This is a genomic window from Bacillus sp. FJAT-29937, from assembly GCF_001509555.1.
Taxonomy (GTDB): domain Bacteria; phylum Bacillota; class Bacilli; order Bacillales; family Cytobacillaceae; genus Cytobacillus.
The window spans coordinates 1-26,334 of record NZ_LMAS01000014.1; the positions used below are offsets into that span (position 1 = coordinate 1).

A 26,334-nucleotide genomic window follows, 5' to 3' on the forward strand; every position below is an offset into this window, starting at 1 on the left:
AGCGTTCGTCCTGAGCCAGGATCAAACTCTCCAATAAAGTTGAGTTGATTAGCTCATAAATGTCTTTTTGATAAAAAGACTAAAACGTTGACGTTTATGTTCGTTCAGTTTTCAAAGAACTATCTTATCGCCCAGAAGCGACTTTATTAATATATCATCTCTCAATCGTGATGTCAACAACTTTTTTTATCATCAAAATGTTGTTAACCTGTCAGCGACTGTTTTTATATAATACCAGCCCATACCCAATCCGTCAACATCTTTTCAACAATTTTCTCGAATAAATTTCCATCCTAAATAAAACCCGTTTTACAGTACCTATAATGATCATTAAATAAAGCGATTAGAATTTTTCTATGCAAACATATGCTTAGGTAACATTGTTCCTTACATATGAATATTATTTTCTAAGGAGGAATGATTAGTTTGCCAACTTATGATTCTATAATTGTAACTGATAATTTAACAGTAGACGGGAAGACACAATTAGGAAATTCCTTAACGGATTCTGTAAATATAGCTGGCAATGAGGTTGTACAAGGAAATTTAAATGTAAATGAAAATACTCAATTAGGGAGTTCGTTAATAAATTCGGTAAAAGTTGCTGGGAACTTATCAGTAAACGGAAATACTCAATTAGGAAGTTCTGTGACAGACACTGTTAATTTAGCCGGGAATTTAACAGTGAACGGGAATGCACAATTAGGTAAGACATTGACAGACACGGTTAATATAGCCGGCAATGAAACCGTACAGGGGAACTTAACTGTAAATGGGAATACTCAGCTCGGCAAGTCCATGACGGAAAAAGTAAATGTTGCCGGTAAGTTAACGGTACAAGGGGATTTATCCGTAAATGGAAAAACTCAGTTAGGCAGCCAACATCATGATGATTCCGTTAAGATTATTGGGGGATTATCTGTTTCTGGAGACACAAAACTAAATGAACTTGAAGTCGTTGGAAATACTAAATTAGGAAACGGCGATTTAGATACAGTTCATATTAATGGCCAAGGATTCATATCTGGGAATTTTTCTATAAACAAGTCTTTAGTCGTTAACGAAAATACACAGTTAGGTAATATCGGCAACGAATCGATTAATATAATTGGTGAGCTAAATAATAGTGTGAATGGCACTATTAGAGTTCAAGCACATAATAATATTGCGATCCTCGGTGAAGGCAATGGGATTATTTTAAAATCCCCTAATAGTTCCTGCTGGCTATTAACAGTTGATAATGATGGAAATCTAGTGACTAAATGCGTAGCCTGCCCTTCTAATGAATAAATGTATCGAGTGCACTTGCACCGAATTATCAACTCCCTGATGCGATTAGGAGGTGAACTATATTCATGCCATGTGCACTTAAAAAGAAAACGGAGATTCACTGAATCGAATCTCCGCAAAATTAGTTATTTTAAAAAGATGAAGTAAAGAATAAAGATAACAAAGAAGAAATACATAATTGGGTGAATTTCTTTAATGCGTCCCTTCACAATCATTGTTATTGGATAAAAAATAAATCCAACGGCAATTCCAGTTGCAATACTATATGAAAGGGGCATCGCAATCATTGTTAGAAATGCTGGTACAGCCACTTCGAATTTATTCCAATCAATTTTCCCAAGCGATGACACCATCAATACCCCGACAATAATAAGAGCAGGTGCTGTGACCGCTGGTGTAACAATCGCTAATAGCGGGAAGAAGAAAATAGATATAATAAAAAATCCTGCAGTTACTAGTGAGGCAAATCCCGTTCTTGCTCCGGCTGCCACCCCTGCCGATGATTCAATAAAAGAAGTAACGGTTGAAGTCCCAAGTACAGAACCGGAAATGGTAGCGATTGAATCTGAAATAAGTGCTCTTCCCGCCCGAGGAAGCTTATTGTCCTTCACAAACCCCGCTTGGTTTGCAACAGCAACTAACGTCCCTGCATTATCAAAGAAATCAACGAATAAAAAGGTTAAAATAATCCCAAGCATGGTTGTTGTATAGAAAGAACTGTCGCCAAATGAACTAAAGAGTGCGCCAAACGTTGGTGCAAGACTTGGTGCTTTATCAACCACTTTTTCAGGCATGTCAATTAATTGAAAGATCATCCCTACAATTACGGTGATAATCATTCCATAGAACACACCGCCCTTAATCCCTCTTGACATAAAAATAACAGTTACTAGCAATCCGAATATTGCAAGCAGAGTATTTCCGTTCGTTAGATCACCTAACCCTACGAGCGTTGCATCACTATTTACAATAATACCTGCGTTTTGGAACCCAATGAATGTAATGAACAAACCGATTCCGGCTCCAACTGCATGTTTTAACTCAATCGGAATCGCGTTAATTAATTTTTCGCGCAGTCCAGTAAGTGTTAAAAGAAGAAAGAAAACACCTGAAATAAAAACTGCTGCAAGCGCGTGTTGCCACGGGCTTCCATTTACTAAAACAACTGTATAGGCAAAAAAGGCGTTTAATCCAAGACCTGGTGCTAGAGCTAGAGGATACTTTCCTATTAACCCCATAATAATGGAACCAACTGCTGCAGAAAGGGCCGTTGCGACAAATACAGCTCCGTGGTCCATTCGTAAAGCATCAGGAAAATCTGTTACATCCGCAAGAGTTAGAATGGCCGGATTAACAACCAGTATATAAGCCATTGCTAAGAACGTAGTCATCCCACCTAAAAACTCACGACGATAGTTTGTGCCCAGTTCTTCAAATCTGAAGTACTTTTTCACTATATTTCCCCCTACAAAATTTTTATTATAGTTTTACCGCAAGCCATAAAAAATACGCTCAAGTTAATACGTGAGCGCTCGACGACAAGTTACATGCAATAAATCGGGGAAAAATAAATGAACATGAAGACAGATTGAAAAAGCCCGAATAATCACACTTACCTCGTAGTCAAGCTATTTTCGGCAGCCCGGTAGAAACTTCTGGACCATATCTCCAGAATTATACGATGAAGTACTTATATTAAATTCAAATTTATTTTACCAGCATGACAAAAGTCCGTCAATACAAAAAGCGAACATTTATATGTCCGCTCTTTGTATTGTTCGTATTTCTGTCAAATTCGCTTACGCTTTTCCTATTCCCACTCAATCGTTGCCGGCGGCTTGCTAGTAATGTCATACACAACCCGGTTCACATGGGCTACTTCATTAACGATCCTTGAAGAAATCACTTCCAGAACGTCCCAAGGAATTCTTGCCCAATCGGATGTCATGCCATCGATGGATGTAACTGCACGAATGCCGATTGTGTGATCGTAGGTACGGGCATCCCCCATAACCCCAACACTTCGAATGTTAGGCAGGACAGTAAAGTACTGCCAAACATCACGATCTAAACCAGCCTTTGCAATTTCTTCACGTAAAATATAATCAGATTCCCGGACGATTTCAAGCTTGTCCTCTGAAATTTCACCTAAAACACGAATGCCTAGACCCGGACCTGGGAATGGCTGTCTCCAAACAATTTCATCTGGAATGCCAAGCTCTGTTCCTAAAGCGCGGACCTCATCTTTAAATAATGTACTAAGCGGCTCGATCAGCTTAAATTGCATATCTTCAGGAAGTCCGCCTACATTATGATGGGACTTGATTGTTTGCGCAGTCGCTGTACCACTTTCGATAATATCTGTATAAAGCGTACCTTGTGCTAAAAATTCAATGCCTTCAAGTTTAGTAGCCTCATCATCAAATACATAAATAAATTCATTTCCAATAATTTTACGTTTTTGTTCTGGATCAGATACACCTTTTAGCTTGCTTAAGAAACGCTCTTGCGCATCTACTTTAATAACGTTCATATGGAAGCCATCAGCAAATGTCTTCATGACACCTTCCGCTTCTCCTTTACGAAGCAACCCGTGGTCAACAAAAATACATGTCAGCTGGTCGCCAATGGCTTTATGAATAAGAACAGCCACTACTGAAGAGTCCACGCCGCCGCTTAGTGCACAAAGTACTTTTTTGTCGCCAACCATCTGACGGATTTTTTCCATTTCTACTTCAATAAAGTTCCCCATCGACCAGTCGCCTTTACTTCCGCAAACACCAAAAACAAAGTTTTTCAAAATGTCATTTCCATAGACAGAATGAAGGACTTCTGGGTGGAATTGAACAGCATACATTCCGCGCTCTTCATTGCTCATTGCCGCAATTGGACATGATGGATTGACACCATCTACTGTGAAACCTTCAGGAGCCTCAACAACTAAATCGCCATGGCTCATCCAAACCGTTTGAACGGAAGGCAGATTCGCAAAAAGCTTAGACTCATTTTCAATTTTCAGCTCAGCCTTGCCATACTCACGATTCTTCGCCTTCTCCACTTTCCCGCCCATATGCATCGTCATTAATTGCATGCCGTAGCAAATTCCGAAAATCGGCAAGCCGAGATCAAAGATTTTCTCATCACAGCGGAAAGCCCCCTCTTCATATACGCTGTTTGGGCCCCCTGAGAAAATAATACCTTTCGGATTCATTTCTTGAATTTCCTCAGCTGTAATCGTATGAGGGTGTAATTCACTATACACACCAAATTCTCTAATTCTACGTGTAATTAACTGATTGTACTGGCTTCCAAAATCTAATACAACGATCATTTCTTGTCCTTCTAGTTTCGCCGTCAAGCTGTTCACCCCACAAATTTAATAAAATACCATTTATTATGAATAGTGTTCTCTATTACATAAAAAAATAACGCAGATACATTTAATAAAACCAGGCAAATAAAATAAAAAACCAGACGCTGCTCCCCCATTATTGGTGAAGGCAGACATTCTGGTAAAAAAACCCCTATAAAGGGATAGAAGAATCTGCCTTCATAGTCAAATCATTTACGGTGATTTGGTAGAAACTTTCGAACCATATTATCGAGGATATATGAAGGTATGCATTCAATTATAATATTTCACAGATTAACGAACCTATTGTATCAACAGGTTAATTTTCCGGTCAAGCGATTGTTTTTTTAATTAAATTTTCCCACAATTCTTTCGTCTCTTCCCAGCTGCCTTCTGCTACTTCCCCACGATAAATTAATTTCTCGTAACGGGAGGTAAGCTTGCTCATTTCACTAGTTGAATAGAAACGGTCCACATATTGAGCATAATCTCTAAGGGTTTGCCCGTCTTTACGATTCAGACCATAACGCTGCAATTCTCTTAATAGCAGCAAGTATGCTTTAGGGAAGTTTTCATCCCTTTTTGTCCATTTAAATCTTAAGGCTAAATAATAAGGAAGCCACTTGCCGTGTAAGCGATAAATGATTAGCAGCAATAAGGACAATGCAAGAGCAGACCCTAGCAGCCACTTCCAAGTCTTTGCGAAAAATCCTTTAACAGATTGAGCAAGCTTCGTGAATGAAAAGGACGAAGCTGATTTTTCAGGTTTGTCTTTTTCAATCTCAGGCTTTTCTTTTTCTTCTGGTTTTTGCTGATTTTCTGGAGTTGGGGTATTATTTTGTGACGTCTGATCGAAATTAAATTGAACATTGTTAGAGAAGCCTTGTGTTGGTTCAAATTGAACCCATCCGATAGTAGGGAAATACACCTCTACCCATGAATGGGCGTTATTGTTCGTCACTTCAAAAATCCGGCGGCTATTTTCTGCGAGCCCCTTGTACTCCCCCTCTGTATACCCTTTCACCCATCTTGCAGGGATACCGAGAGACCTCGCCATCACAACCATGGAAGTAGAGAAGTTATCGCAATACCCTCGTTTCGTATCAAATAAAAACTGGTCAACATAGTCATCATCGGCACCAGGGACAGCCACATCCTTCTGATCATATACAAATCCCGACCTTTTAAAATATGACTCTAACGCTCTTGCCTGTTCAAACCATGTGTTCTTTCCTTCCGTTATTTCCACAGCCAAATCTCGAACTCGTTGAGGCAATTCATCCGGAAGCTGAGTATACCGATTGATGAATGCATTGTTTTGGTCATTGTTACTATCGGAACTTGCATTCATAAGAGCAGTCACACTATATTTCGGCACATCATAAATAACTGAGTAGTTATATATTGTCCTAGGTACGCCGCCTAATAAAGTATGGATTTTTTCTGTGAAATTTTCGATTTGAAAAGAAATATCAGGATGAAAGGGTGCATCAATTCTTTTAATTCCTAAAGGATACACAATATGTTGATATTCCATGGACGCATTGATAAAGCTTGTTTCCTCGACTTTGTTTACACCTTCATGATCGATAAACGAAGAAACCGGAACAACATCCTCCACACGGAATGGAGTGACTTCCTCTCTTGGACCAGAGGTAATCCATCCTTTCCCTGTATACACATCTTTCGTCTCTACCTTCCAATATTGGCGTGATTCAATTTCCGCCCGAAACACAACCTGATTATCCCCTAAGAAAGGGCCCCCAAGCTCTGAATCATCTAAGCCATAGCCAACTTTCTGAATTCCGCCTCTTTCATCCCCGCTGCCCTTTGCATACGATTTAATAAACGGAACGGGGTCAGGCCAAATTGGATCAGCCTTTGGTGCAGCTAGCCCAAAAGCAACACTAATAACAATCATGATCATTAAAGGCGTTAACCATTTTCGTGACAGATCGGCCCTTCTCTGAATAACTTCCCGATCCATAACCCGATAAAAGGTCAGCATCCCCATAATGACAAATCCCGAAATGACTGTTCTGACAATCGCCACTTCCGCTTCATATGGAGTGAACGTATCAAGTACAGTAATATAAATCATTGTCATGAAAAAGAAGATAAAAATCTGCCTTTTCCTAATGAGCCAATATTGAATTAAATAGGTCATTAACCAAAGGAGGACAAAAAATAGAAAGCTTTTAAAAAGATTACTTAAGCCAGATGTGTCCCTTTCGACAAGCAGCAGTAAGCTCTTGTAAAAATCCCCCAATAAAGTAGGTATCCATTCTAATCTAAAAAACGATCCCTCAAAATATAAGAAATGCAAAACATAGAACATGAACATCCATTTAATCAAACCGCTGATCAAAAAGTGAGCGCCTAAAAAAGCTAACAGCAGTGACACGATGCTGAATAGGAGAAAAGCCCATATATTCGATGTATCTGTTAGCTGCTCTAACGGTCTTAGCCACTCCCAAAGCAACAGGAAGCCAAATGTGTATAGCAGAAAAGAAGCTAAATCCTTTTGGACCTTACGAGACTTCATGCCCGAGCCACCTCCGAAAAAACAGCCTTAAAGTTTCCGCTGTGAACTAAAACAACTCGCAGCCCCCTTGCATTCGCAGCTCCCTTAAGTGCCAGCTCATCCGGTAAAAGAGATTCCATTTCATTTTTTACGATAAATATCGTCACTGAGCCATTTTTCGTGACTAATAGACCTGCTTTTTCAATTAAGCTTCTAGTCAATTGAGCAGTGATCAGCATGAGATTATTTTGCTGAAGCAAAAACCCCTCAGCCTCAAGGATACGGTCTAATGGAACAGGGCTATCATCTTTCACCTTTGCCAGATGATAGAATAATTGCGTTTGCTGGCCTTCCCCTCCTCTTATAGGAAAAGCCACTCTTTCAGAAGAAGAGGAAAGAAAACCAACCTGTGCACCCTTTTGGAGAATGGCTCTAATAATGGAGGCTGAGAAAGAAACAATGGCTTCAAAACGGCCTGACGGCATACAATCCATAAGAATATACACATCATGGGATTGCCTTTGCTCAAATTCCTTCGTCATAATATCATTTCGTTTTGCCGTTGCTTTCCAATTAATCCATGAAAATCGGTCGCCTGGCTGATACTCACGTATTCCGATTGCCATAGACGTATCTCTTTGTACACGTTCCTTAGAAGCTGTCATTCCTTGATCAAAATGGTTTTCAAGCGGTCTGTAAATTAATTCTTCATAGGCCGGGTACACGATAATTTTCTGATCTGTCTGTAAGTGTATTTCTTTTTCAATTAAGCCGAGGGGGTCACCCGTTTTCACCCTTATGGACTGAAAATGATGCTCTCCTCTTGGCAGATCATTGACTTGGTAATCCCAATTGATTTCCTTTTTGAACCAAGGAAACAAAAAGGATTTAGTCCAATTCTTTTCTTGCGAATAACGGAGCTTCTCACCTAACTCATCCTCTATGACGATATAAAATAATGGAAACGATATATTTCTTTTCAGTGTAATCTCCACTTTTATGGACTCGCCCGCATTATATTCCGTCTTTAAGAATACGCGGGACACCTGTAAATGCTGGAGACGATAGAAGGAAAGAAAAAGCGCATAAATGGCAAAAGGGACAAAGCTATAAAATAAAAACCAGCTGACAAACCCTCCCTGGAACATGGCATAGGAGAAGGTAACCAGAATTAACAGGTACAAAACAGCTAGCTTCCATGCCTTTCTTACAGTAGATAATAGACGCTTCATCTACTTCACAAGCCTTTGTACCGGAACCGGCGTCCTTGCCATGACACGGCCCACTACATCTTCAGCCGTAATGCCTTCGAACTTCGCCTCTGATTTTAAAATAATGCGATGAGCAAAAACAGCCTGTGACAAATATTGAATATCATCTGGAAGAACATAATCCCTTCCATACATAAAGGCATATGCCTGCGCAGCCTTCATTAGCGCAATAGACCCCCTTGGACTAACTCCTAAATAAACACTTGAATGGGTTCTCGTACGGTTTGCCAAATCAACGATATAGCGCTTGATCGTTCCATCCACATGAACTTGTTTTACTTGTTCCTGTAAATCTCTTAATTCTATTAAATCAATAACCGGCTCAAGATCATCGATGGGTTTTGACCTTTGGGCGCGATTTAACACTTCCATTTCTTCCGCCATATCCGGATAGCCCATTTTCATTTTTAATAAAAATCGATCTAATTGAGCTTCCGGAAGAGCATAGGTTCCTTCGTATTCAATCGGGTTTTGAGTCGCCATAACGAAAAACGGCCTTTCAAGCTTATGTGTCACACCGTCAATCGTCACGCTGCTTTCTTCCATTCCCTCCAGTAAAGCTGATTGAGTTTTCGGTGAGGTACGATTGATTTCATCCGCCAAAATAATGTTCCCCATGATTGGACCGGGTCTAAATTGAAACTCCATTTCCTTTGGGTTATAGATGGATACCCCTGTCACATCTGAAGGCAATAAATCGGGTGTGAATTGAATCCGTCTGAAATTCGCCCCGATCGATTTTGCAAGGGACCGAACCATCATCGTCTTTCCTACACCAGGTACATCCTCTAATAAAACATGCCCTTCCGCCAGCAAGGCAATTAAGCTTAATTCAGCAACTTGGCGTTTTCCAATCATAACCTTTTCAATATTGGCTAAAACCTTCTCTATCATAGGATGCATGTGCTCACTAGTCATATATATCCTCCTGTTGTGCGTCATTTCATTATTTATTAAGAAATACAAGCCTGCCATTCTGTTTAAAAATTGCCATTCCTTTACCATGTAATTTATTCGATAAATTACGTCAAATTCCTGTAATATTCTGCTAATCTTTTATTTGAAGAAAGATGGCATATGGAATAAAAGAGTTTTACTACTTCTATTTCCATATTTCTAGTATAATATCTTTTCTGAAAAACTGGAGGGCTTTTCTCTTGGGAATTATAGGGGAATACTAAAATGATGGAGAAGAAAACATGCTCCCTCGAATAAAAATCTAACCAATAAATTGAAAGGAATCTCCGAATTAGCAAGATTCAGAGATTCCATTTACTCATGAATAAATTAATAAGAAACACCTGTCCGTGTATGCGTCTTTTTAAACTCCTCTACGTCGGGGTCAAAATAAGTGTCAGTATACTTAGGAACAAACTTATCATCCTTTAAATATCCTGCTCCCCATGTAGGATCCATCGTCAGCCAGCTGCCATCAATATTCGCTTCAACCCACGCATGCCTTGAAGGCCAAAATCCGCCGCGTGCCATTCCTTCCACATATCTGGCTTCAATATCACTCGCCCTAAGAAGAGCAACCGCTAAGTACGCATAATCCTGGCAAACGCCTGATTTTAGCTCGAGCGTTTTTAAGGCGCTGTCATCCCATTCAAATTCATCATTCCTTAACTTTCCAACGTCATAACTTATGTTTTTAGCCACGTAATCATAAACAGCCATTGCCTTTTCCCGGCCAGTACTTTTCCCGTTGGTAATTTCTTTTGCTAGCGACTGAATTTGAGGTGCGTCTGATTGAACCCCTCGGGAAGGGAGAAGATCCCGCTCATCTTTAAGGGCTTTTGATTCTACTTCGAACTGCGCAAAGCCGAAGTAGCGGAAGTAATTACTGTTCTCTTCTTTTATTTCAGGTACACTTACTGTCACTTCATACGTACCGGGACCAAATCGCAAATAAAAAGAGCCATCAAATTGAAAATCCTTAACAGGGATCACATCTAAAGCTTCATCCTCGTCTTTTTTCGAAGTAATGTAAATATGTGTTGTTTCCGGTGCAAACTCAGCTTCCGGGTCAAGGGAACCTTTAATATTGAAAGTCCCTTCTGACTCTTCCCCGCCAAATAGAGGATATTCTAATGTAACTCCACGCTCCATATAAGTTTTTGAATACTCGATTGGCTTCATCGTCCGACTAGACTTGTTATCGATTAAAACCGTTGTAGCGGTCTGGTAATAATTATCCCGCTCCTTATCTGGAACTAACACTTCAAGCGTATGTACCCCTTCCCCATAAAACAAAGGAATGTCATAGGAGAATCCCCCATTTTTAACAGGAATCACATGCTTCCATGTTTCAGAGTCCTTATTGAGCCTGAGCATAAGTGTATCCTCGTCTGTCAAACTACCCGCCTTCCCTTTTAACTGAAAAATTCCATCCTCTTCTACAAAGCTAGAATCTAAATTTAGGGCAAGTTCAGCATCCTGCCCAAATGGTGTATACGTAATATCCCGCTGAATTTCAGGATTTACATTATAAACGTCAAATTTCGCCGTATCATAATAATAATTATCACGATCTTTACTAGGTAGTTGGACAGTTACTCGGTATTCGCCCTCTCCTTTGAAGAAATGAATCTCCTGCTTAAATTTGCCGTCCTTTATTGGTGTGTAGTATTCATGCTTATTCCCTGCTGGCCCTTCTTCATCAGATTGGACCTTGATCCAGGCATAATGAAATTTCAATAGGGCGTGCTTTTCAATTTCTCCCTCAACCATGACTTTTCCATTAACCGCAAATTTCTTATGTTCTGGATTCTTAAGCGTTACACCAATCTCTTCGCTATAAGAAGTTAATTCGATTGGCTCCAGCTCAAATTCTTTATTTTTTTCCTTAGCCAGCTTTTCATATTTATTTTCCTGCTTCTTAGGCGCTTTTGTCTCTGAATCACTTGGACTAGCATTACTGCAAGCAGAAAGGATCCAAACGCTGCTCAACAAACATATTACAAACGCATAAAAATTCCTTTTCGCATTCATTTTTGTTCCTCCGAATTTATGTAAGGTCTAGCTTCATCCATTATCACAATTGTATGAGCTGCCAAGTCATGCAGTGTTTGCTTCTTGTTTGTGAAAATTAAGATTTATATAATTCTAACTGATAATCATATTCTTTCTCGTGAACAAAATCCGCTTCTCCATTCCAATCTAGATATACTTTAGAAATGATAAAGATAAAAAGTGGCAGTAACAAAGAATTGAATAACATTAGCATCCAATTAATTATAGCCATCTGTCCGGTTACAAGTAGTGCTAAGAACGACAATAAATATGATCCTATAAAATCAATCGATGCAAACAATAAAAGGAACCCACAAATCATGAGAAAATTCTCCTTACCAAAAGCAAAGGAACGTTTCACTATGGTTAAGGTTGAAGCATCTTCGATGACCTTTGCTAACGGAAGACCAATAAAGAATACTAAACAAAAAATGCCCGGTACAATAAGAAAAAGTAATCCAACTGTTGTGATAATGGAAGCAGGAATACTTATTGCGTATACAAAAAAAGCATATTTAATAGTATCCCCATACACTTTTCCTAGTTTAACACGCTCCTTTCTCATATCCTGAACTACTAAACTAACCATTGGAATTAACATAATAAAAAGCGCCATCAACATAAATACGCTTTGAAAAATAGTTGGCCAAATAGGTATATTAAAATACAAAAAAGGCAAAGTGATGTAATTGATAGTAATTGTATAAATAACTTGAACTGGAAGAATAATAGTTAGGGCAATTAGCAATACACGGAAAAAGTTATTTTTATAAAAATTGAGGGACCCCTTCAAATAATCAAACACTGGGCTTCCTCCTTATATTGTTTTTGGATTTCGTAAACTTGTTAAAACACCTTTGGCATTTTCATGCTGTTCTAATGGGAGATCATCATTTAATACCATCTTTCCTAGTTCATTTGCTTGGTTCACATTTTCTGAAGTATTTTTCATCATATCTTTTTGATAAGGCTTTAGCTTTAAGTACAGACCCATTCCTGTGATACCTTTTGCCCATCTTTTAGAAGAAACAAATCCCCAAATTTGCTCCCGCTCATATTCCGTCTTCAGCTGTATTTCGTTTTGTCTATATGCTGCTCTCGTCATATCGACAATACAGTTTCTCATATCAATTTGGTCCTGATGTGTTGCAAGCTCGTCAAGGTTTGTTCTGTCCCAAATCGCCGTTGCTCTTTTTACAGATTCATTAATAATGGTTTGAAATTCAATAATCTCTTTTGCGGTCATATAATACGCTTGAAACGCATTTTCTAATTCAGGTGAAAAAGGCCCCAACTTTTCTTTGATTTCATTTAAAACCTCTATGAGCTTTTGGTATTTTTCCTTTTTTCCTGATTCAGCCCACTTTTTCCCTATATTTGCTACTGTTTCAATGGAAACATTATAACTATTAAAAATTAATGCCTCTTTTTGAACCTGATGGAATGATGGGACGGTGCCATCCTCCTTCATAATTAACTGCTCTGCAATGGGGGCAAAAGTAAAGTAATAGAATATTTCATCATCAATCTTAAACATAGAAGGAAAGACATCTGGTGTTTCGTTCTGTTTGTAAAAAGGTTTTAATGAATTCTTGATATGTTCTGGTAAGTTGTTCATTCTAATCATGATCTTTTCCTCCTTGAGAAGCCCCCTATAACTCTAGGGACCCATACTCTATTTGCCGAACCAGCCTTTCACTTTATTAAAGCCGTCTTTAAAGAATTTCCCTACTTTCTTAGCGGTCCTAGCAATTTTGTCTTTATTCTTAATGACTGTTGATACGCCCCAAAGTACTCCTCCAACAATAGCTACCCCAGCAGCTATCGGGGCTCCAACACCTGATGCTGATAAAACAACTGCACCCGACATTAATGTTTCTCCTAAACTAGCGAATCCATCTAGCTTATTGCCATTAGCAAAGTGCATAACTGTCTCGGCGCTAGAAATACCCGTGCTGATTACTGCCATCCAAGGTGCTGCCTTGCCGGCTATTCCTGTTCCCATATCAAAGGTTTTTGTTGCATTGGAGAGGATTGATCCCGTACTTGAAGCTGCAGTACTAAAGCTGCTTCCTGTTTGAGCTGCATTCCATGCTGCTTTAATATCTGTCCAGGAATTCACGAAGCCCCCAATATGCTTAGCATGCTCAACTCCAGACCAGACATCTAATCCAATATTCCCCACATCACTAATAAAGGATTCACCAGTAAAAGTCCGCTCTAACTGATTTTTTAATAAACCTAATGATAAACTCTTTTGATAATCCATTCCATACTTATCCCAATCAATATCAGTCAGCGTAAATTTGTCAATTCCTTCAACAGCCGGAACAACCATACTGTCAAGAACAAATTTAAAATTCTTATAATTCTCGTTATCTTCAAAGTCAAAACGAGGCGGATTGTCCGAACCATTCTCACCGGGGTTTGTTGTATTTGGATCATTTGAATTATTATCAGTATTATCATTAGGATGTTTTACATTACCAGGCAGGTCTATTGTTGGTGGATCAAACGGAGAAATAGGTTTTGGCTCTCCAGTATGGTTTCCAGGTCTGGTTGTAGGATCAAAAGTATTGTTGCCGGGAGAGTGTTGTCCAGGAGAAGTTTGACCGGGCGTAAAGGCACCTGGTTGGAAATCACCTGGGTTAAATTGACCCGGACTGAATTGACCTGGATTATACTGACCTGGGTTGAAAATTCCCGGACTAAATTGGCCAGGATTAAATTCACCAGGGTCAAATTGGCCAGGACTAAACTCCCCCGGGTTAAATTCGCCAGGTTTGAAGCTTCCTGGACTGAAAGAGTTAGGTGAAAAAGAACCAGGTGAAAAGGTACCAGGATTAAAATTTCCTTCAGCCAAGACTGCGGCAGGTAAAAAGCTCATTAACACAAAAAAGAAAGCGAAAAAGCCCGCACCGACCTTCCGAATCATTAATTTCGCTTTTTTATCAAGTATTCTACTCACGCCTTTCTAAAAAGATTCTTACCAGCTAATAATTTCAAAAAGGGATATAGTTGGACCTTCCCCTTTTTGTGAAATGTCATTATCACTTCCAAAGTTTATGCCGTTATGATGGACAGCCTCAAACTCGGATTTTGCCAAGACTTCAATACGATTGTGTTCATTAAGAAACCAGTCATATTCTGTTGGGGAATCCTTTCCGCCATTATCTCTAATTATTCTTTCTACAACTGAAGAAATTTTACTTTTTGCTGAACTTAAAGCCCCTGATATTTTATTACTAAGCTCTTCGTCATCGGGAATTTCTTGAATTAATACTTTATTTGCAGCTAGAAAGTCCACTTCATTATGGGATAGTTCCGAATTAGCATTTCCAATTGAAATTTTCACTATATTGAATTTGTCTATTAAGGGTTCCTTTATTATTTCAATAATATTTCCATCTGCATCTTTAACTTCTATAATTTTTACATGGCTATTAACAATAGGTATAACCTCTTTATATATAACACTCGTAGCAGCCAAGCTTGCTTGCTCGGCAGCAATATTAGCCTGACCCTTTTCCATGAAAACTAAGGCAATATTGAGGATTAGAATAAGGGCTATGCCAAAAATCATTATATAAAACATCGTAAAAAAGAGGCCGCTTCCCCGTTCATTATGAATAATCTTTCTCATTTAATCACCTTGCTGTGAACATTTAAGGATATGTTTTCAATCGCAGCATCCTTTCGCCATTGTTTTGGTATGAACACAAAACCATGGTCGAACTCAATTGTTGCTTTAAAATCATCCGAGGAGTGCGGCGGATCTATATAAAAATCTTTAAAAGTCATCATATCACTTGAACCAAGAATTTCCTTAGCCTTAATTTTTGCCTCGTCAATATCAGCTGTAATTGAATACACCTTGGCCGCCTCATTAACAGCAGACTGCGCCTTCATAAATGTGATTCCTGAAGCTACAACCTGCCAAAGAAGCAAGAAAAAGAAAAAATAATAAGGAAGGACCATTAGGAATTCAAGGGTCATTGAGCCTTTTTCTTCGCGCAGCATTTTTTTGTTCATTAACATTTAAACCCCTCCTTAATGCTGCTGAAACAATCACTCTATGTTTATATCAATAGCTTTGTAGAAATAAGCAATGTTTTATTTCTGCAAAGCTATCGATTATTTTGTATTGGCTTTATATTTCTTATTGATTTCTTCTTTCATTTTTTCAAAATTTTGATCAGCCAGATTTCTTAGGTCATCTGATAATTGATTTCCTAGTACTCTGCCATTTTCAGCCCTTTCACTTGTCTTATCCTCTAGTAACTGATACGCCTTCTTACTAATATGCTCCATTTCATATAACTCCCATAACGGAGCCCGAATATTAGTAAATTCACTGCCATGTGCATGACGCCATTCTATATTGAAATTGGGAATATCGTAGATCTTTTTATTCCATTTCTCATTTGAGGCACTTGTTATGGCCTTATCCTTCCATTCACTCCATTTGTCCGCAATCCTTTGAGCCTTTTCTAGCTCATTCTTTAATTCTTCCTGATTTCTAGCGTTGCTATAAATTCCTTTCGCCGCGGATGCCACTTCTTTTAATTGCTGCTGCCCCTTTGAATCAACATCAAAGCCGATTACGTTCACTATTGGCTGAATATCAGAATTCGCAAGCTTTTCAGCCTCTGAAACCGGGTCACCGCCACATGTCTCTATACCATCACTTACTAAGTAAATGATATTTGTATTGTTTTCACCTTTATATTGAATTAAATCATTTTTTGCCTCTTCAATTGCCTTTGCAAGGGGAGTCCAGCCTGCTGGCTTAATTGAACTTAATGAATGATTCAATTCTTTTGGATCATAGGTTTTAAGATCATATATTAGCTCATTGCTTTTACAAGAAAGCTCTTTATCTTGATTCGATCCACTGCCTTTATGTCCGTATACCCGAAGAGCGATGTTAGCCCCCTCTGGTAAAGACTCAGCAAATTCCCGAATAGATTCCTTTGCTATATCCATCATCATCTTTCCATTAATATAATTCCCCATACTTCCGCTCGCATCTAAAAGAATTTGAACATTTAGCTGATCTTTGAAATGGTATCTCTCATCCTCGATTTCTGGGCTTCCAAAGGATTCTATTGCGAGCTGTTCAATAATTTCAGTTGGATTTGGATAATCCTCATGAAATAGAACAATTGCCTTTCTCCAATACAGCTCTATTTCTTCTTCTGTCGGGTTGTCACCTATTTTCGGGTACTTCATAAACTCATGAATAATCTCTTCTTTTTGTTCCTGGGGCAAGTCCTTATATCTTTTTCCTGAATATGGTCCAGGAACCGCATTTGCAAGCTCTTCAATGGTTGTTGTAGGGGCCGGGACCTCTTCTAGTAAGGAAGAAACCGTTTGCACTGTTGAGTCCTTTTCCTTTTCCCCTTCTGTTTGTGAATCTGTTTTCTTCTTTATCTCCACTTGGTCAGTCTTACTAGCCGGTGTTTTTGCTTCCTGCTCGCTACATCCTGATAGGAAAAAAACTCCGAACAAGATAAGGACTGCGAATAATGGTTTCTTTCCCATAAGATATAACACTCCTAAACAAAATGAATATTTAATGGTAAGGGTTAATAATCCCTTACCACTAAATACTTGAAATAAAAATATATTATGACTTATCCTGCACTAGTCTTTATTTTGTTTATAATAGTATCAACTACATCCGTGATTCCGCCTCCATCACCGAAAGCATTGGCAAGAAATGCAGCAATCGTAACTACTACTGCTCCAACTGCAATCCACTCTAAAGTTTGTGCACCCTGTTCGTTATTTACTGTGTTTTTTAACCTTGAGAATACTTTAATTGCCATGTTCTTCAAGATTCCCACCTCCTTTCAATATATAAATTTGCCTTTCTATTCAAATAACTTAAATAGACTATCTTCACCTGTGAACATATTTAACAATAATAAGCCGCCAATTAAAAACATCGCTGTAGGCATAACGATAAAGGTTGTTATTAATGTTATTTTGGGTGAAGCTTTTGCTGCTATTTCTTTCACCTTTTCCTTCTTCATACTGCGCATTTCATTGGCTTGGATTTTAAATGTCGTTGCTACTGGAACTCCTAGTCTTGACCCTTGAATCAACGATTTTATTAAAGATTGAAAAGCTTCATTATCATTTCGTTCAAGCAGATGTCTATATGCTTGTTCCCTTGATACCCCGAGGTTAACTTCTTGGTTAAAGCGCGTGAACTCCTCTCCCACCGGTCCCTCAAAGTAAGGAACAATATCCCGCAAAGCCTGATCCAGCCCCACTCCAGCCTGTAAAGTAACACTGACAGTATCTAAAAAGTCAGGAAGGACAAATCCTAGCTCATCCTGTCTTGCCTTTGCTTTTCCTTTCAGCCATATAATTGTGCTAAAGTACCCCGCTAGCGGAAGCAAGATAATCAATAACTGTGATAGCGGAAATCGAATAATCATGAGCATAAATCCAACTACAAAGCCTACAAGCAGCATGAAAATTTTCAAACCCTGAAAACGTTCGACAGTCAATTTATACGGATAGCTTGCTTGCATTAACCATCTTTCTACTTCATGGGACTCACTAAAGAAATTTATTCTATTGCCCAATGAAGAAAAATCATCTGCATAGTGAAACATCTTTTCCAATGTCTTTTCTCGTCTGGACTTTTTCATTTTTAAACTAAAAGAATGATCGATAACTTGTTCCTCAATATGCTGTTTTAATTCTTGTTTTGCCACAGCATAATCAAAGAGAAACTTTAAACCTAGCGCTAATAAGAATAAACACATGACTACACAAATTAAAATAAACCCATCCATTCACTACACCCTTATATTCGTTACTTTTTTTACTAAAAAGAACGTTAAAAATGTCCCAAAGAGGAATAGCGCTAAAAGAATTAATCCAATTCCTGAAAACAATGGGTCAATAAATCCTTCGTTCATGCTATTCATCACTAATAGAAGAAAAACTGGCATAACAGGAATGATATAGGCGACAAATCTTTGTTCTGCTGTCATCGTTTTAATTTCCTGAAGCAGTAGCTTTCTCTCCTCAAGCGTATGCCCCATTTCATCAAGTACAGCATGGATATTCCCTCCTGCTTGTTTCTGGATAAGCAGGGATGCAATAAATAGTTGATATTCTCTGCTAGGAACCCTTTTTTGTAAATTTCTTAATGCACGGTTAAAATTAACACCAAGCTGTAATTCACCGTATAATCTTTGGAATTCCTCTCTTGCTGGTTCGTTTAATTCCTGGGCAGCTACACCTATTCCTTGCGTTAAGGTCATTCCGGACCTAGTAGAGTTGGCAAGTATCCGACATATTTCCGGAAGCTGACTATTCATTCTCTCTTGAAACTTGTTTTTTCGAATAAAGAATAAACTGCGCCTGATTACTTCCATAAGACCAATGGAGACGGCCATATTTATCGGGAATTTTATACCGAAAAAGTTGTTTAAAACAAAAGCAAGCGTGAATCCGCCAAGCAGAAGAATCCCGTAAAATTCTGATGGCATTAATTGAATGTTAGCCCTTTTTAACTGGAGTAATGTTTTTTCGCCAAATTTGGTTTTATCGAATTTATCCCCTAATACGAGCACAACGCTTTTTCTTTTATTCTGATTGCCGTACCACTTGCCAACTTTGATTCGCCATTCCTTCTTTGATGAACGATAACCTAAATAGTAATACACTCCCCAAATGCCAAAAAGAACAGCTAGACTATAAAGAATAGATATGGTCACGGGTACTCACCTCTTCATCTGCTTGAAAGATAGATTCATCAATATTTGCACCAAACACTCTTAATCTATCTAAACATTTTGGGATAATACCTGTTGGAGTAAAATAGCCTAATACCTTTCCATTTCCGTCAATTCCCGTCCGTTTAAATCTGAAAATCTCCTGAATCTCAGCTTCACCGTTTGGCTTTTTTACAATTTCAGAAATAGACATTAATTTCCGCTGACCATCAGGCAGGCGGGTTCCCTGAATAATTAGATCTAATGCACCGACAATGTACTCTCGAATAACCTTCGAGGGTAGATCCATACCAGCCATGATCACCATCCCCTCAACACGTTTTAGGGCATCGTGCGGGGAGTTTGCATGGACAGTCGTTAGCGAGCCCTCATGTCCTGTGTTCATAGCCTGAAGCATATCAAATGCTTCCGCCCCACGTACCTCCCCAACAATAATTCGGTCAGGTCTCATTCTCAGTGCATTTCGCACAAGCTGCCGAATCGAAATTTCCCCGCTTCCTTCAACGTTAGGTGGACGCGCTTCCATTCCTACTACATTCGGGCGGTCCAGCTTCAACTCAGCTGAGTCTTCTATGGTGATAACCCTTTCCCCATTCGGGATAGCCTGCGCTAATGCGTTAAGTAAGGTCGTTTTTCCACTACCTGTACCTCCGGAAATAAGAACGCTTAACTTAGCAAATACAGCCGCATTTAAAAATTCAGCCATTGCTGTATTTATCGAATCAAAATCTATTAAATCATTCATTTTATAGGGATCTGCTCTAAACTTTCGAATGGAAATAAGTGTGCCATTTAAACTAACTGGAGGGATAACAGCATTGACACGGCTTCCATCATGCAGCCTTGCATCTACCATTGGCGAGCTTTCGTCAATTCGTCTTCCTAATGGAGCGACAACTCGGTCAATAATATGCCTAACATGATTTTCATCACGAAATTGTAAATTCGTTAATTGCAATTGACCTTTCTTTTCGATATATACTTCTTTATGACCATTTATCAGGATCTCAGTAATCTCTTGATCCTGAAGAAGAGGCTCAAGCGGGCCAAATCCTACCGATTCATCAATTAAGCGAGTTAGGAGAGTTTCTTTATCCCGTCTTGAAATAATCACCTTTTCTTCTGTCATGAATTGGCTGATTAGTCTTTCAATAGCAAGGCGCATCTCTCCTTGAGTCATGCTTGTTAACTGCTCAAGGTTCGTTTCTCTTAACAGCCTTCCCTTATAATGTTCAATCAGTTCTTCAATATAAGGGCTATTATAAGTTGAATAGCTTACCTGGGTTTCTGATGCTTCTTCTGGTTGTTTTTTCTCTGAGCGGTTAAATAATGACATGATTCCCCCTCCTTCCTCACTTCATCATTTCAAAACATTTAAAACCCATTTGCGAATATCTTTAGCAACAGGAGTTAATCTCTTTTCTTTCGTTGCTTTTCTAAGCGGCTCCCCTTTATTAACAAACGACTGGATTCCTTTAATATCCCTTCTTACTTCAGCACCTACAGGAGAAGAAATAAAATTCTTTACATCAGACGGAGTAAGTTCATTCTCTCTTCCTTTTTGATTGACAACGATCTGCAAGCGCCCTTCCGCATCCATCCCTAGGCGATTAAATAATTCCTCTACATGTTTAAATACTTTAAAAGAAGGTGTATCCAAGTTCATTACATAAAAGATAGTATCCGCTTCTTCTAAGGCTACATATGTAGTGGCTGTCATATTGGAAGGCAAATCAACAATGACAAAATCATAGCTGCGTCGACATGCCCTTAATAATTTCGTAAAGAAGTCATCGTTTAGGCCTTCTGCAATTTCTGCATCCCTTGGACTCAATAATATTTCCAATTTGGAAAATGGCTCTTTCTCACTAACATTTCGAATGTGATTTTCATTTAATTCGTTTATAACTGGCTTTAGATCCGCTAGCGAACGGTTACTCTCAATACCAAGGAAGGTTTCTGCCCCTCCAAATTGCAGGTTCATATCAATAAATATGACCTGTGCCGTTGATTCTAATTTGATTGTTTGAGCAAATGTGCTTGATAGCAGCGTAGCCCCACTGCCTCCCTTTCCGCTGTAAAAGGAATAAATTTGCCCTCTTCCCCGACGCAAACCTTGGTTTGTCAATGTGTTTAACGTGTTCTTTTTGTTTTGCTCCTTTGAAACCAGAAGAATCCTTTCAATTCTGTCACTAAACTGTGTTAGCTCATCCGGGAGTACGAAGAAATCATTTGCCCCTGCCCTTGAAGCATCGCGGAATAATAGAAAGTCCTGCTGCTTAGCTATAAACACGATAATGATATCCGGATATTCACTGTGAATATATTGGACTATCTCTATACCTGATTCATCATCAGGATTCACAAGAAGTACAACATCTGGAGAAATTCGATCAATCTCTTTTTTTACTTCAAATGGTGTGACCTTCTGAAAATTAGGATACAACTGTAACGCTTGCTGTGTGATCTGTTCGCTTATTTGTTTATCATCACTAACAAGCAAAATATTGCTTCCTGTACCCATGAATATTACCTCCGAAAATGAAATTCATTCAAAAAACATTCTTAATTTATCCCTGTCCAGGCGGCTTTTGTTCTGCTGGCTTTTCACCCTGTTTTTCAGCTGGATTCTCTTCAGCAGGCTTAGAATCTTGTTTTTCCTCCGCTTTCTTTTCTACAGGTTTCTCTTCTATTTTTTCAGCAGGTTTTTCTTCCGCTTTTTCCGGCTTTTCGATTGGATTTGTTTTTCCTACATTAGCCTTTAAAACTCTTATACTATCTGCATAATGCTGCATGTGAATTAATTTAGGAGCTTGTTCCTTAGAAACCTCCAAGGCAACCCCTCTTAAATTGCCTTCCGATTTCGCTACCATTGAAACCGGAACATCTGTCATAAAAATTTCCGTTTTTGGCTTTCCTTCAAATTGCTGAGAGACAATAATGTCAACTCGATCTAACGCCTCTAAGTCTTGATCAAATGAAATTTTTTCATTTGCAAAGAAGGAAATAAGGCGGTTATTCTCATTTGCAACTTCCGATATTGGCTTTAACAGATTTTTTGTAATCATGTCTCCCTTTGATAATGGAACAACCGAAACTCGATTCGTAATATCTGCTGGATCTGTAACATGTGAAGGAGTAACAAACTTATTGGGTAAATCAATTGTCTCCACTTGTTTAGGTGTAATAATGGCTCTTGATGCGATATTGTCACTTGCTACATATATCTTTGTCATTCCACCAAGGTCTTCATTAAGCTCTTGGACTTTCTTTAGCAGCATATATCCTGCAACGAGCGCAAGAATTAACGAGATGGAAATAAATATAATGGCCCTTCTCTTTGACTCTAACATTCTTCGATTCTCTCCCAATGTAGGTTTTTTATCTGGACGAATACATTTTCTTTTTTGTTATTTAATTTCTAGCATGGGCTCAAATTCCCGTCAAACCCGCATATCGCTACATGAAAATCTATCTATGAATTTAATCCCTGTAATATCTCAATCCCAAGATGATTTTTAGTACAAATGGATCATATGTATCTAGGCAGAGAAAATTATGTTTCAGTTTTTTTATTGAAATGTCTTGTAGTTTTTTTACAAATATTACATTTTATAGACCTTTAATCCTGTTTTTCTTAGTTTTTATTATTTTGTGTTACATTGCCTTTTAGGCACTTAATCATTCTAAGAACTTTCCCTTCTGGAAAAATAAGTGTAATATTGCACTTAACTTCTAAAATTGCTCCAATCGAGCGTTTTATATCTCAGCAAAAAGTCGGTATAGTCCGGATCCTTTTTAGAAAATATGAAAGAGGTACTATTCTTTTAGTCAATATTCAGTTTTTAATAGCTCCGTAATAATCCTGAACAGCTTTTCTCACTTTGCTTCATCTTTCACCATTCCTAACAGCGCTGTATCATTGACCATTAAAATCCAATTTATTGAAATTAATTGTTCGTTATATATTTAGTAACATCTGTTCACAATTTGGTCAAATACTCCCATGTTTTTTGTCGAATATTGTCTGTTATATTACTCCTGTAAATATCTTGAAATGAGAATGTTTTTTAGGAATAATGAATCAGACAGAAGTAGTCCATTTATCATTTTTCAATTGAGTAATAAAAATATAACTAAAATTTCCGTAAATCTTATATGTCAAAAATTACAATTCATAGGGCTTATTTATTATTTTTTGGTTTTTAAATAAAAATTAATATTGTCGAATAATGAAAGCGGTTTTGTGAAAACTAGTAAAACCGTCCTAAAAAAGTAGACTTGAAAAATGCAAAAAACTGTTGTCATCTCTGACAGCAGTTTTTTGCATTTTTGTTTATCATTATTCAGTATCTTTTTCGCTTCCATCGCAGTAAGAGGTGACGACGGCTGCCATCGCTTTCGCACAAATGATCAGGCTTTTTTCATTAATATTAAATTTAGGATGATGATGTGGATAGGCCTCACTTGACTCAGGCGTCGCACCTACATAAAAGAAGCATCCTGGCACTTTTTCAAGATAGTAAGCAAAGTCTTCAGAAGGCGGCTGCGGCGGTGTTTCCAAAACAGCCTCAACTTCGGGGATGGATGCTTGTTCCAGAGCTTGATGTACATGTTCGGTTACTTCAGGGTCATTATAAAGAACAGGGTAATCATTTTTATATTCAAGAATAGACTTTACTCCGTATGAAGCTTCTAGTCCTTCTGCAAAAGCATTTACACCTTTTTCGATGATATCACGCGTCTCAGAAGACATGGACCGGACATCTCCTTCAATGGTTACGGCATCTTTAATGACATTAAATGTCCCTTTTCCATCGAAATTACCAATCGTAACCGAAGCTGTATCAAATGGGTTGATTCGGCGGCTAACGATTGTTTGTACATTCATGACGAATGAACTTGCTGCCACAATAGCATCATTTGCCAGGTGAGGAGACGACCCATGTCCGCCTTTCCCTTGAACAACTAATTTAAAATAGGATCGGCCAGTTTGTGTATTCCCGCTTCTGTAATAAATATGACCTGTTTTCATTGTAGACATGACATGGATCCCAATGATTGCATCTACACCATCAAGAACCCCCGCTTTAATCATGCCGATTGCGCCGCCAGGAGGAGCTTCTTCTGCTGGCTGATGGATGACTCGAATCGTTCCCTTTAAATGATCTTTAAACTCAGCTAATGTCTCAGCTAATACCAACATATAGGCTGTATGACCATCATGGCCACAAGCATGCATGACTCCTTCGTTTTTCGATGCAAAAGGAAGCCCCGTTTCTTCCTTGATTGGCAAGGCGTCAAAATCAGCACGAATGGCAATCGTTTTTCCCGGCTTGGAACCTTTAATGGTTACAACGATTCCACGCTGTCCTCCGAAATTGGTCTCTACCGAATCCACTGGTACTTCTTTATAAAAATCAGCTATATATTTAGCTGTTTGTTCTTCTTCGAAAGAAAGCTCCGGATGTTCATGAAGATAGCGGCGAATATCAATAATCCGCTCATTTTTATCATCTAGCTTTTTCATTATTTCGTTCAGCAACATCTGTCTATTCTCCTTTTATTTAGTGACTAGGCTCTGGTTCTGGTTGACCAGGAGTTGGTATTTTTAGTTTTTTTGACGCTTTTTCATTCCCTGTTTTTCCAGCATCCCAAGGAACCATGAATAGAATAGAAAGAATAGAAAGAACTCCGAAAATAACGTTTACGATAATCCCCGCTGTTGCAGCCATTTCCAAGCTTGAAGCGACGGAAATCGCACCATATACAGTAGCTGAAATCGCAACGCCGAACGCCCCGCCAAGTGAACTTGCCATTTTATAAACGCCTGCTGCCTCTCCAACTTTGTTTGAAGGCGCGTTCGATACAGATGTGTCTGTTGATGGTGTGGCATACATTCCCAGCCCAAGTCCGAATAATACAAATCCGCTGAAAACGACCACTGTGTAGGCTAGATCAGACAAGAAGGTCAACCCCATCATGGCTACACCGATAGTCGTGATAAGGGCTCCCCAAACCATTGGTTTTTTTGCGCCTATTTTTTGCAAAATTTTCTCGCCGACACGAATCATTGCTAAGACAACGACTAAATATCCAAGAGAGAGCATGCCTGATTGAAGGGCACTAAAGCCTCTGCCTACTTGAACATAAGTATTTGCCACAACAAGTGTTCCAGCAATTGCGTTTAATAGAAAATTGGAAATCGTTGCACCTGAATATGGTTTGTTTTTAAAAATAGAAAAGTCAATGAGAGCGATATCTTTCCCTTTTTCAATTTTGATAAAAACAATGGCTCCGATAATGGTTACAACGGCAAGAGCGATCGTAATGAAACTTGTCCAGCCTAAATCTGAACCGTAGGTGATAAATATGTTTAATGCAACCATGGTGACAATAAATACGATTAATCCAGTGTAATCGAATTTAAATGCACCTTTTGATTCACCTTTACTTTCTGGAGTACCTTTAATCAGCCACATCCCGAGTAAAGAGAAAATGATTGAAAAAACGAAAATCCATCTCCACCCCAGATAAGTTGCAATGGCACCACCTGCGAAAGAAGCCACTCCTGAGCCGCCCCAAGATCCGATGGACCAGTAACTTAGAGCACGCTGCCGATCTGCACCTTCAAAATAAGCTTTCACAAGAGCAATTGTTGCAGGCATTATACAAGCTGCTGACAGTCCTTGAATAACTCGCCCGATGATCAGTAAAAGTGATCCTTGTGTGAAAACGATGCAAAGGGAGCCGATCACACTTAGGCTTAACCCGATATATGTCATTTTTTTTCGCCCAATTTTATCTGCCAGCCCGCCGGCCGCCACAATAAACAAACCCGAGAATAAAGCACTTAAACTGATGGCGATGTTTAATGTGCCAAGTGAAATGCCTAAATCCTTCTGAACAGCCGGAACTACGTTAACCATTGACTGAGCAAATAGCCAAAACGTGATGACCCCAAACACAATTCCAATGATCAATTTATTTGTACCTTTATAACTAGCTGCTTCCATTGTTTTTCCTCCTAATTAGGATCATAAAGTGCTTATAAAATTTAGTTCACGTTTAATATTTGAGATTTACTGCAAAATTATCATAAAATATCTTAAAATAAAAAATCAC

The 26,334-nt window shown here is 38.7% G+C and carries 21 protein-coding genes and 2 riboswitches; of the genes, 1 reads left to right on the forward strand and 20 read right to left on the reverse strand.

The window, feature by feature from the left end; all coding sequences use genetic code 11:
• Positions 1-426: 426 nt before the first annotated feature.
• Complete coding sequence (locus tag AR328_RS20130) at positions 427-1,290, forward strand: hypothetical protein (protein WP_066300857.1); 864 nt, start codon at positions 427-429, stop codon at positions 1,288-1,290.
• Between the two features lie 125 nt (positions 1,291-1,415).
• On the opposite strand, the gene AR328_RS20135 is transcribed toward AR328_RS20130, so the two are convergent.
• The 20 genes from AR328_RS20135 to AR328_RS20230 all read right to left on the reverse strand — a co-directional run bounded on the left by AR328_RS20135 (position 1,416) and on the right by AR328_RS20230 (position 26,225).
• A complete protein-coding gene (locus AR328_RS20135) occupies positions 1,416-2,744 on the reverse strand; it encodes an NCS2 family permease (RefSeq protein ID WP_066300860.1) in 1,329 nt (442 codons plus the stop codon).
• 146 nt (positions 2,745-2,890) lie between these two features.
• A riboswitch (purine riboswitch) is annotated at positions 2,891-2,992 on the reverse strand.
• A 108-nt stretch (positions 2,993-3,100) separates the two neighbouring features.
• Positions 3,101-4,621 carry a glutamine-hydrolyzing GMP synthase gene (gene guaA / locus AR328_RS20140; RefSeq protein WP_156422759.1) on the reverse strand — a complete coding sequence of 507 codons (1,521 nt, stop codon included), beginning with the start codon at positions 4,619-4,621 and terminating at the stop codon, positions 3,101-3,103.
• Between the two features lie 202 nt (positions 4,622-4,823).
• Positions 4,824-4,925, reverse strand: a riboswitch (purine riboswitch).
• A 48-nt stretch (positions 4,926-4,973) separates the two neighbouring features.
• Positions 4,974-7,187, reverse strand: coding sequence for a transglutaminase domain-containing protein (locus AR328_RS20145; RefSeq protein ID WP_066300865.1), 2,214 nt, complete (start codon positions 7,185-7,187; stop codon positions 4,974-4,976).
• Positions 7,184-8,398 carry a DUF58 domain-containing protein gene (locus AR328_RS20150; RefSeq protein WP_066300867.1) on the reverse strand — a complete coding sequence of 405 codons (1,215 nt, stop codon included), beginning with the start codon at positions 8,396-8,398 and terminating at the stop codon, positions 7,184-7,186. The genes AR328_RS20145 and AR328_RS20150 overlap by 4 nt, the downstream gene beginning before the upstream one ends.
• On the reverse strand, positions 8,399-9,355 hold the full coding sequence (locus AR328_RS20155) for an AAA family ATPase (RefSeq protein WP_066300870.1): 957 nt from the start codon (positions 9,353-9,355) through the stop codon (positions 8,399-8,401).
• A gap of 369 nt (positions 9,356-9,724) precedes the next feature.
• Positions 9,725-11,428, reverse strand: coding sequence for a transglutaminase domain-containing protein (locus AR328_RS20160; RefSeq protein ID WP_066300873.1), 1,704 nt, complete (start codon positions 11,426-11,428; stop codon positions 9,725-9,727).
• 97 nt (positions 11,429-11,525) lie between these two features.
• On the reverse strand, positions 11,526-12,254 hold the full coding sequence (locus AR328_RS20165) for a hypothetical protein (protein ID WP_066300875.1): 729 nt from the start codon (positions 12,252-12,254) through the stop codon (positions 11,526-11,528).
• A 12-nt stretch (positions 12,255-12,266) separates the two neighbouring features.
• Positions 12,267-13,076 (reverse strand): hypothetical protein, encoded by an 810-nt coding sequence (locus AR328_RS20170; RefSeq protein ID WP_066300883.1) that lies wholly within the window; start codon positions 13,074-13,076, stop codon positions 12,267-12,269.
• Positions 13,077-13,124: 48 nt separating this feature from the next.
• Entirely contained in the window at positions 13,125-14,384 is a 1,260-nt protein-coding gene (locus AR328_RS20175) for a hypothetical protein (protein ID WP_066300885.1), read from the reverse strand.
• A 51-nt stretch (positions 14,385-14,435) separates the two neighbouring features.
• Positions 14,436-15,092 carry a Tad domain-containing protein gene (locus AR328_RS20180; RefSeq protein ID WP_066300887.1) on the reverse strand — a complete coding sequence of 219 codons (657 nt, stop codon included), beginning with the start codon at positions 15,090-15,092 and terminating at the stop codon, positions 14,436-14,438.
• Complete coding sequence (locus AR328_RS20185; protein ID WP_066300888.1) at positions 15,089-15,487, reverse strand: TadE/TadG family type IV pilus assembly protein; 399 nt, start codon at positions 15,485-15,487, stop codon at positions 15,089-15,091. The genes AR328_RS20180 and AR328_RS20185 overlap by 4 nt, the downstream gene beginning before the upstream one ends.
• A gap of 96 nt (positions 15,488-15,583) precedes the next feature.
• Positions 15,584-16,993, reverse strand: coding sequence for a vWA domain-containing protein (locus AR328_RS20190; protein ID WP_066300895.1), 1,410 nt, complete (start codon positions 16,991-16,993; stop codon positions 15,584-15,586).
• Positions 16,994-17,085: 92 nt separating this feature from the next.
• Positions 17,086-17,289 carry a hypothetical protein gene (locus AR328_RS20195; RefSeq protein WP_066300898.1) on the reverse strand — a complete coding sequence of 68 codons (204 nt, stop codon included), beginning with the start codon at positions 17,287-17,289 and terminating at the stop codon, positions 17,086-17,088.
• A 36-nt stretch (positions 17,290-17,325) separates the two neighbouring features.
• Positions 17,326-18,261, reverse strand: a complete 936-nt coding sequence (locus AR328_RS20200; protein ID WP_066300902.1) for a type II secretion system F family protein — start codon at positions 18,259-18,261, stop codon at positions 17,326-17,328.
• A gap of 3 nt (positions 18,262-18,264) precedes the next feature.
• Positions 18,265-19,191: a type II secretion system F family protein gene (locus AR328_RS20205; RefSeq protein ID WP_066300906.1), complete on the reverse strand. Its 927-nt coding sequence runs from the start codon at positions 19,189-19,191 to the stop codon at positions 18,265-18,267.
• Positions 19,169-20,545 (reverse strand): CpaF family protein, encoded by a 1,377-nt coding sequence (locus AR328_RS20210; RefSeq protein ID WP_066300910.1) that lies wholly within the window; start codon positions 20,543-20,545, stop codon positions 19,169-19,171. The genes AR328_RS20205 and AR328_RS20210 overlap by 23 nt, the downstream gene beginning before the upstream one ends.
• Positions 20,546-20,569: 24 nt before the next feature.
• Entirely contained in the window at positions 20,570-21,733 is a 1,164-nt protein-coding gene (locus AR328_RS20215) for an AAA family ATPase (RefSeq protein WP_066300916.1), read from the reverse strand.
• Positions 21,734-21,779: 46 nt separating this feature from the next.
• Positions 21,780-22,562 (reverse strand): SAF domain-containing protein, encoded by a 783-nt coding sequence (locus AR328_RS20220; protein ID WP_066300920.1) that lies wholly within the window; start codon positions 22,560-22,562, stop codon positions 21,780-21,782.
• Between the two features lie 989 nt (positions 22,563-23,551).
• Entirely contained in the window at positions 23,552-24,757 is a 1,206-nt protein-coding gene (locus AR328_RS20225) for a M20 family metallopeptidase (RefSeq protein ID WP_066300927.1), read from the reverse strand.
• A 19-nt stretch (positions 24,758-24,776) separates the two neighbouring features.
• Complete coding sequence (locus AR328_RS20230; protein ID WP_066300938.1) at positions 24,777-26,225, reverse strand: MFS transporter; 1,449 nt, start codon at positions 26,223-26,225, stop codon at positions 24,777-24,779.
• Between the last annotated feature and the right edge of the window lie 109 nt (positions 26,226-26,334).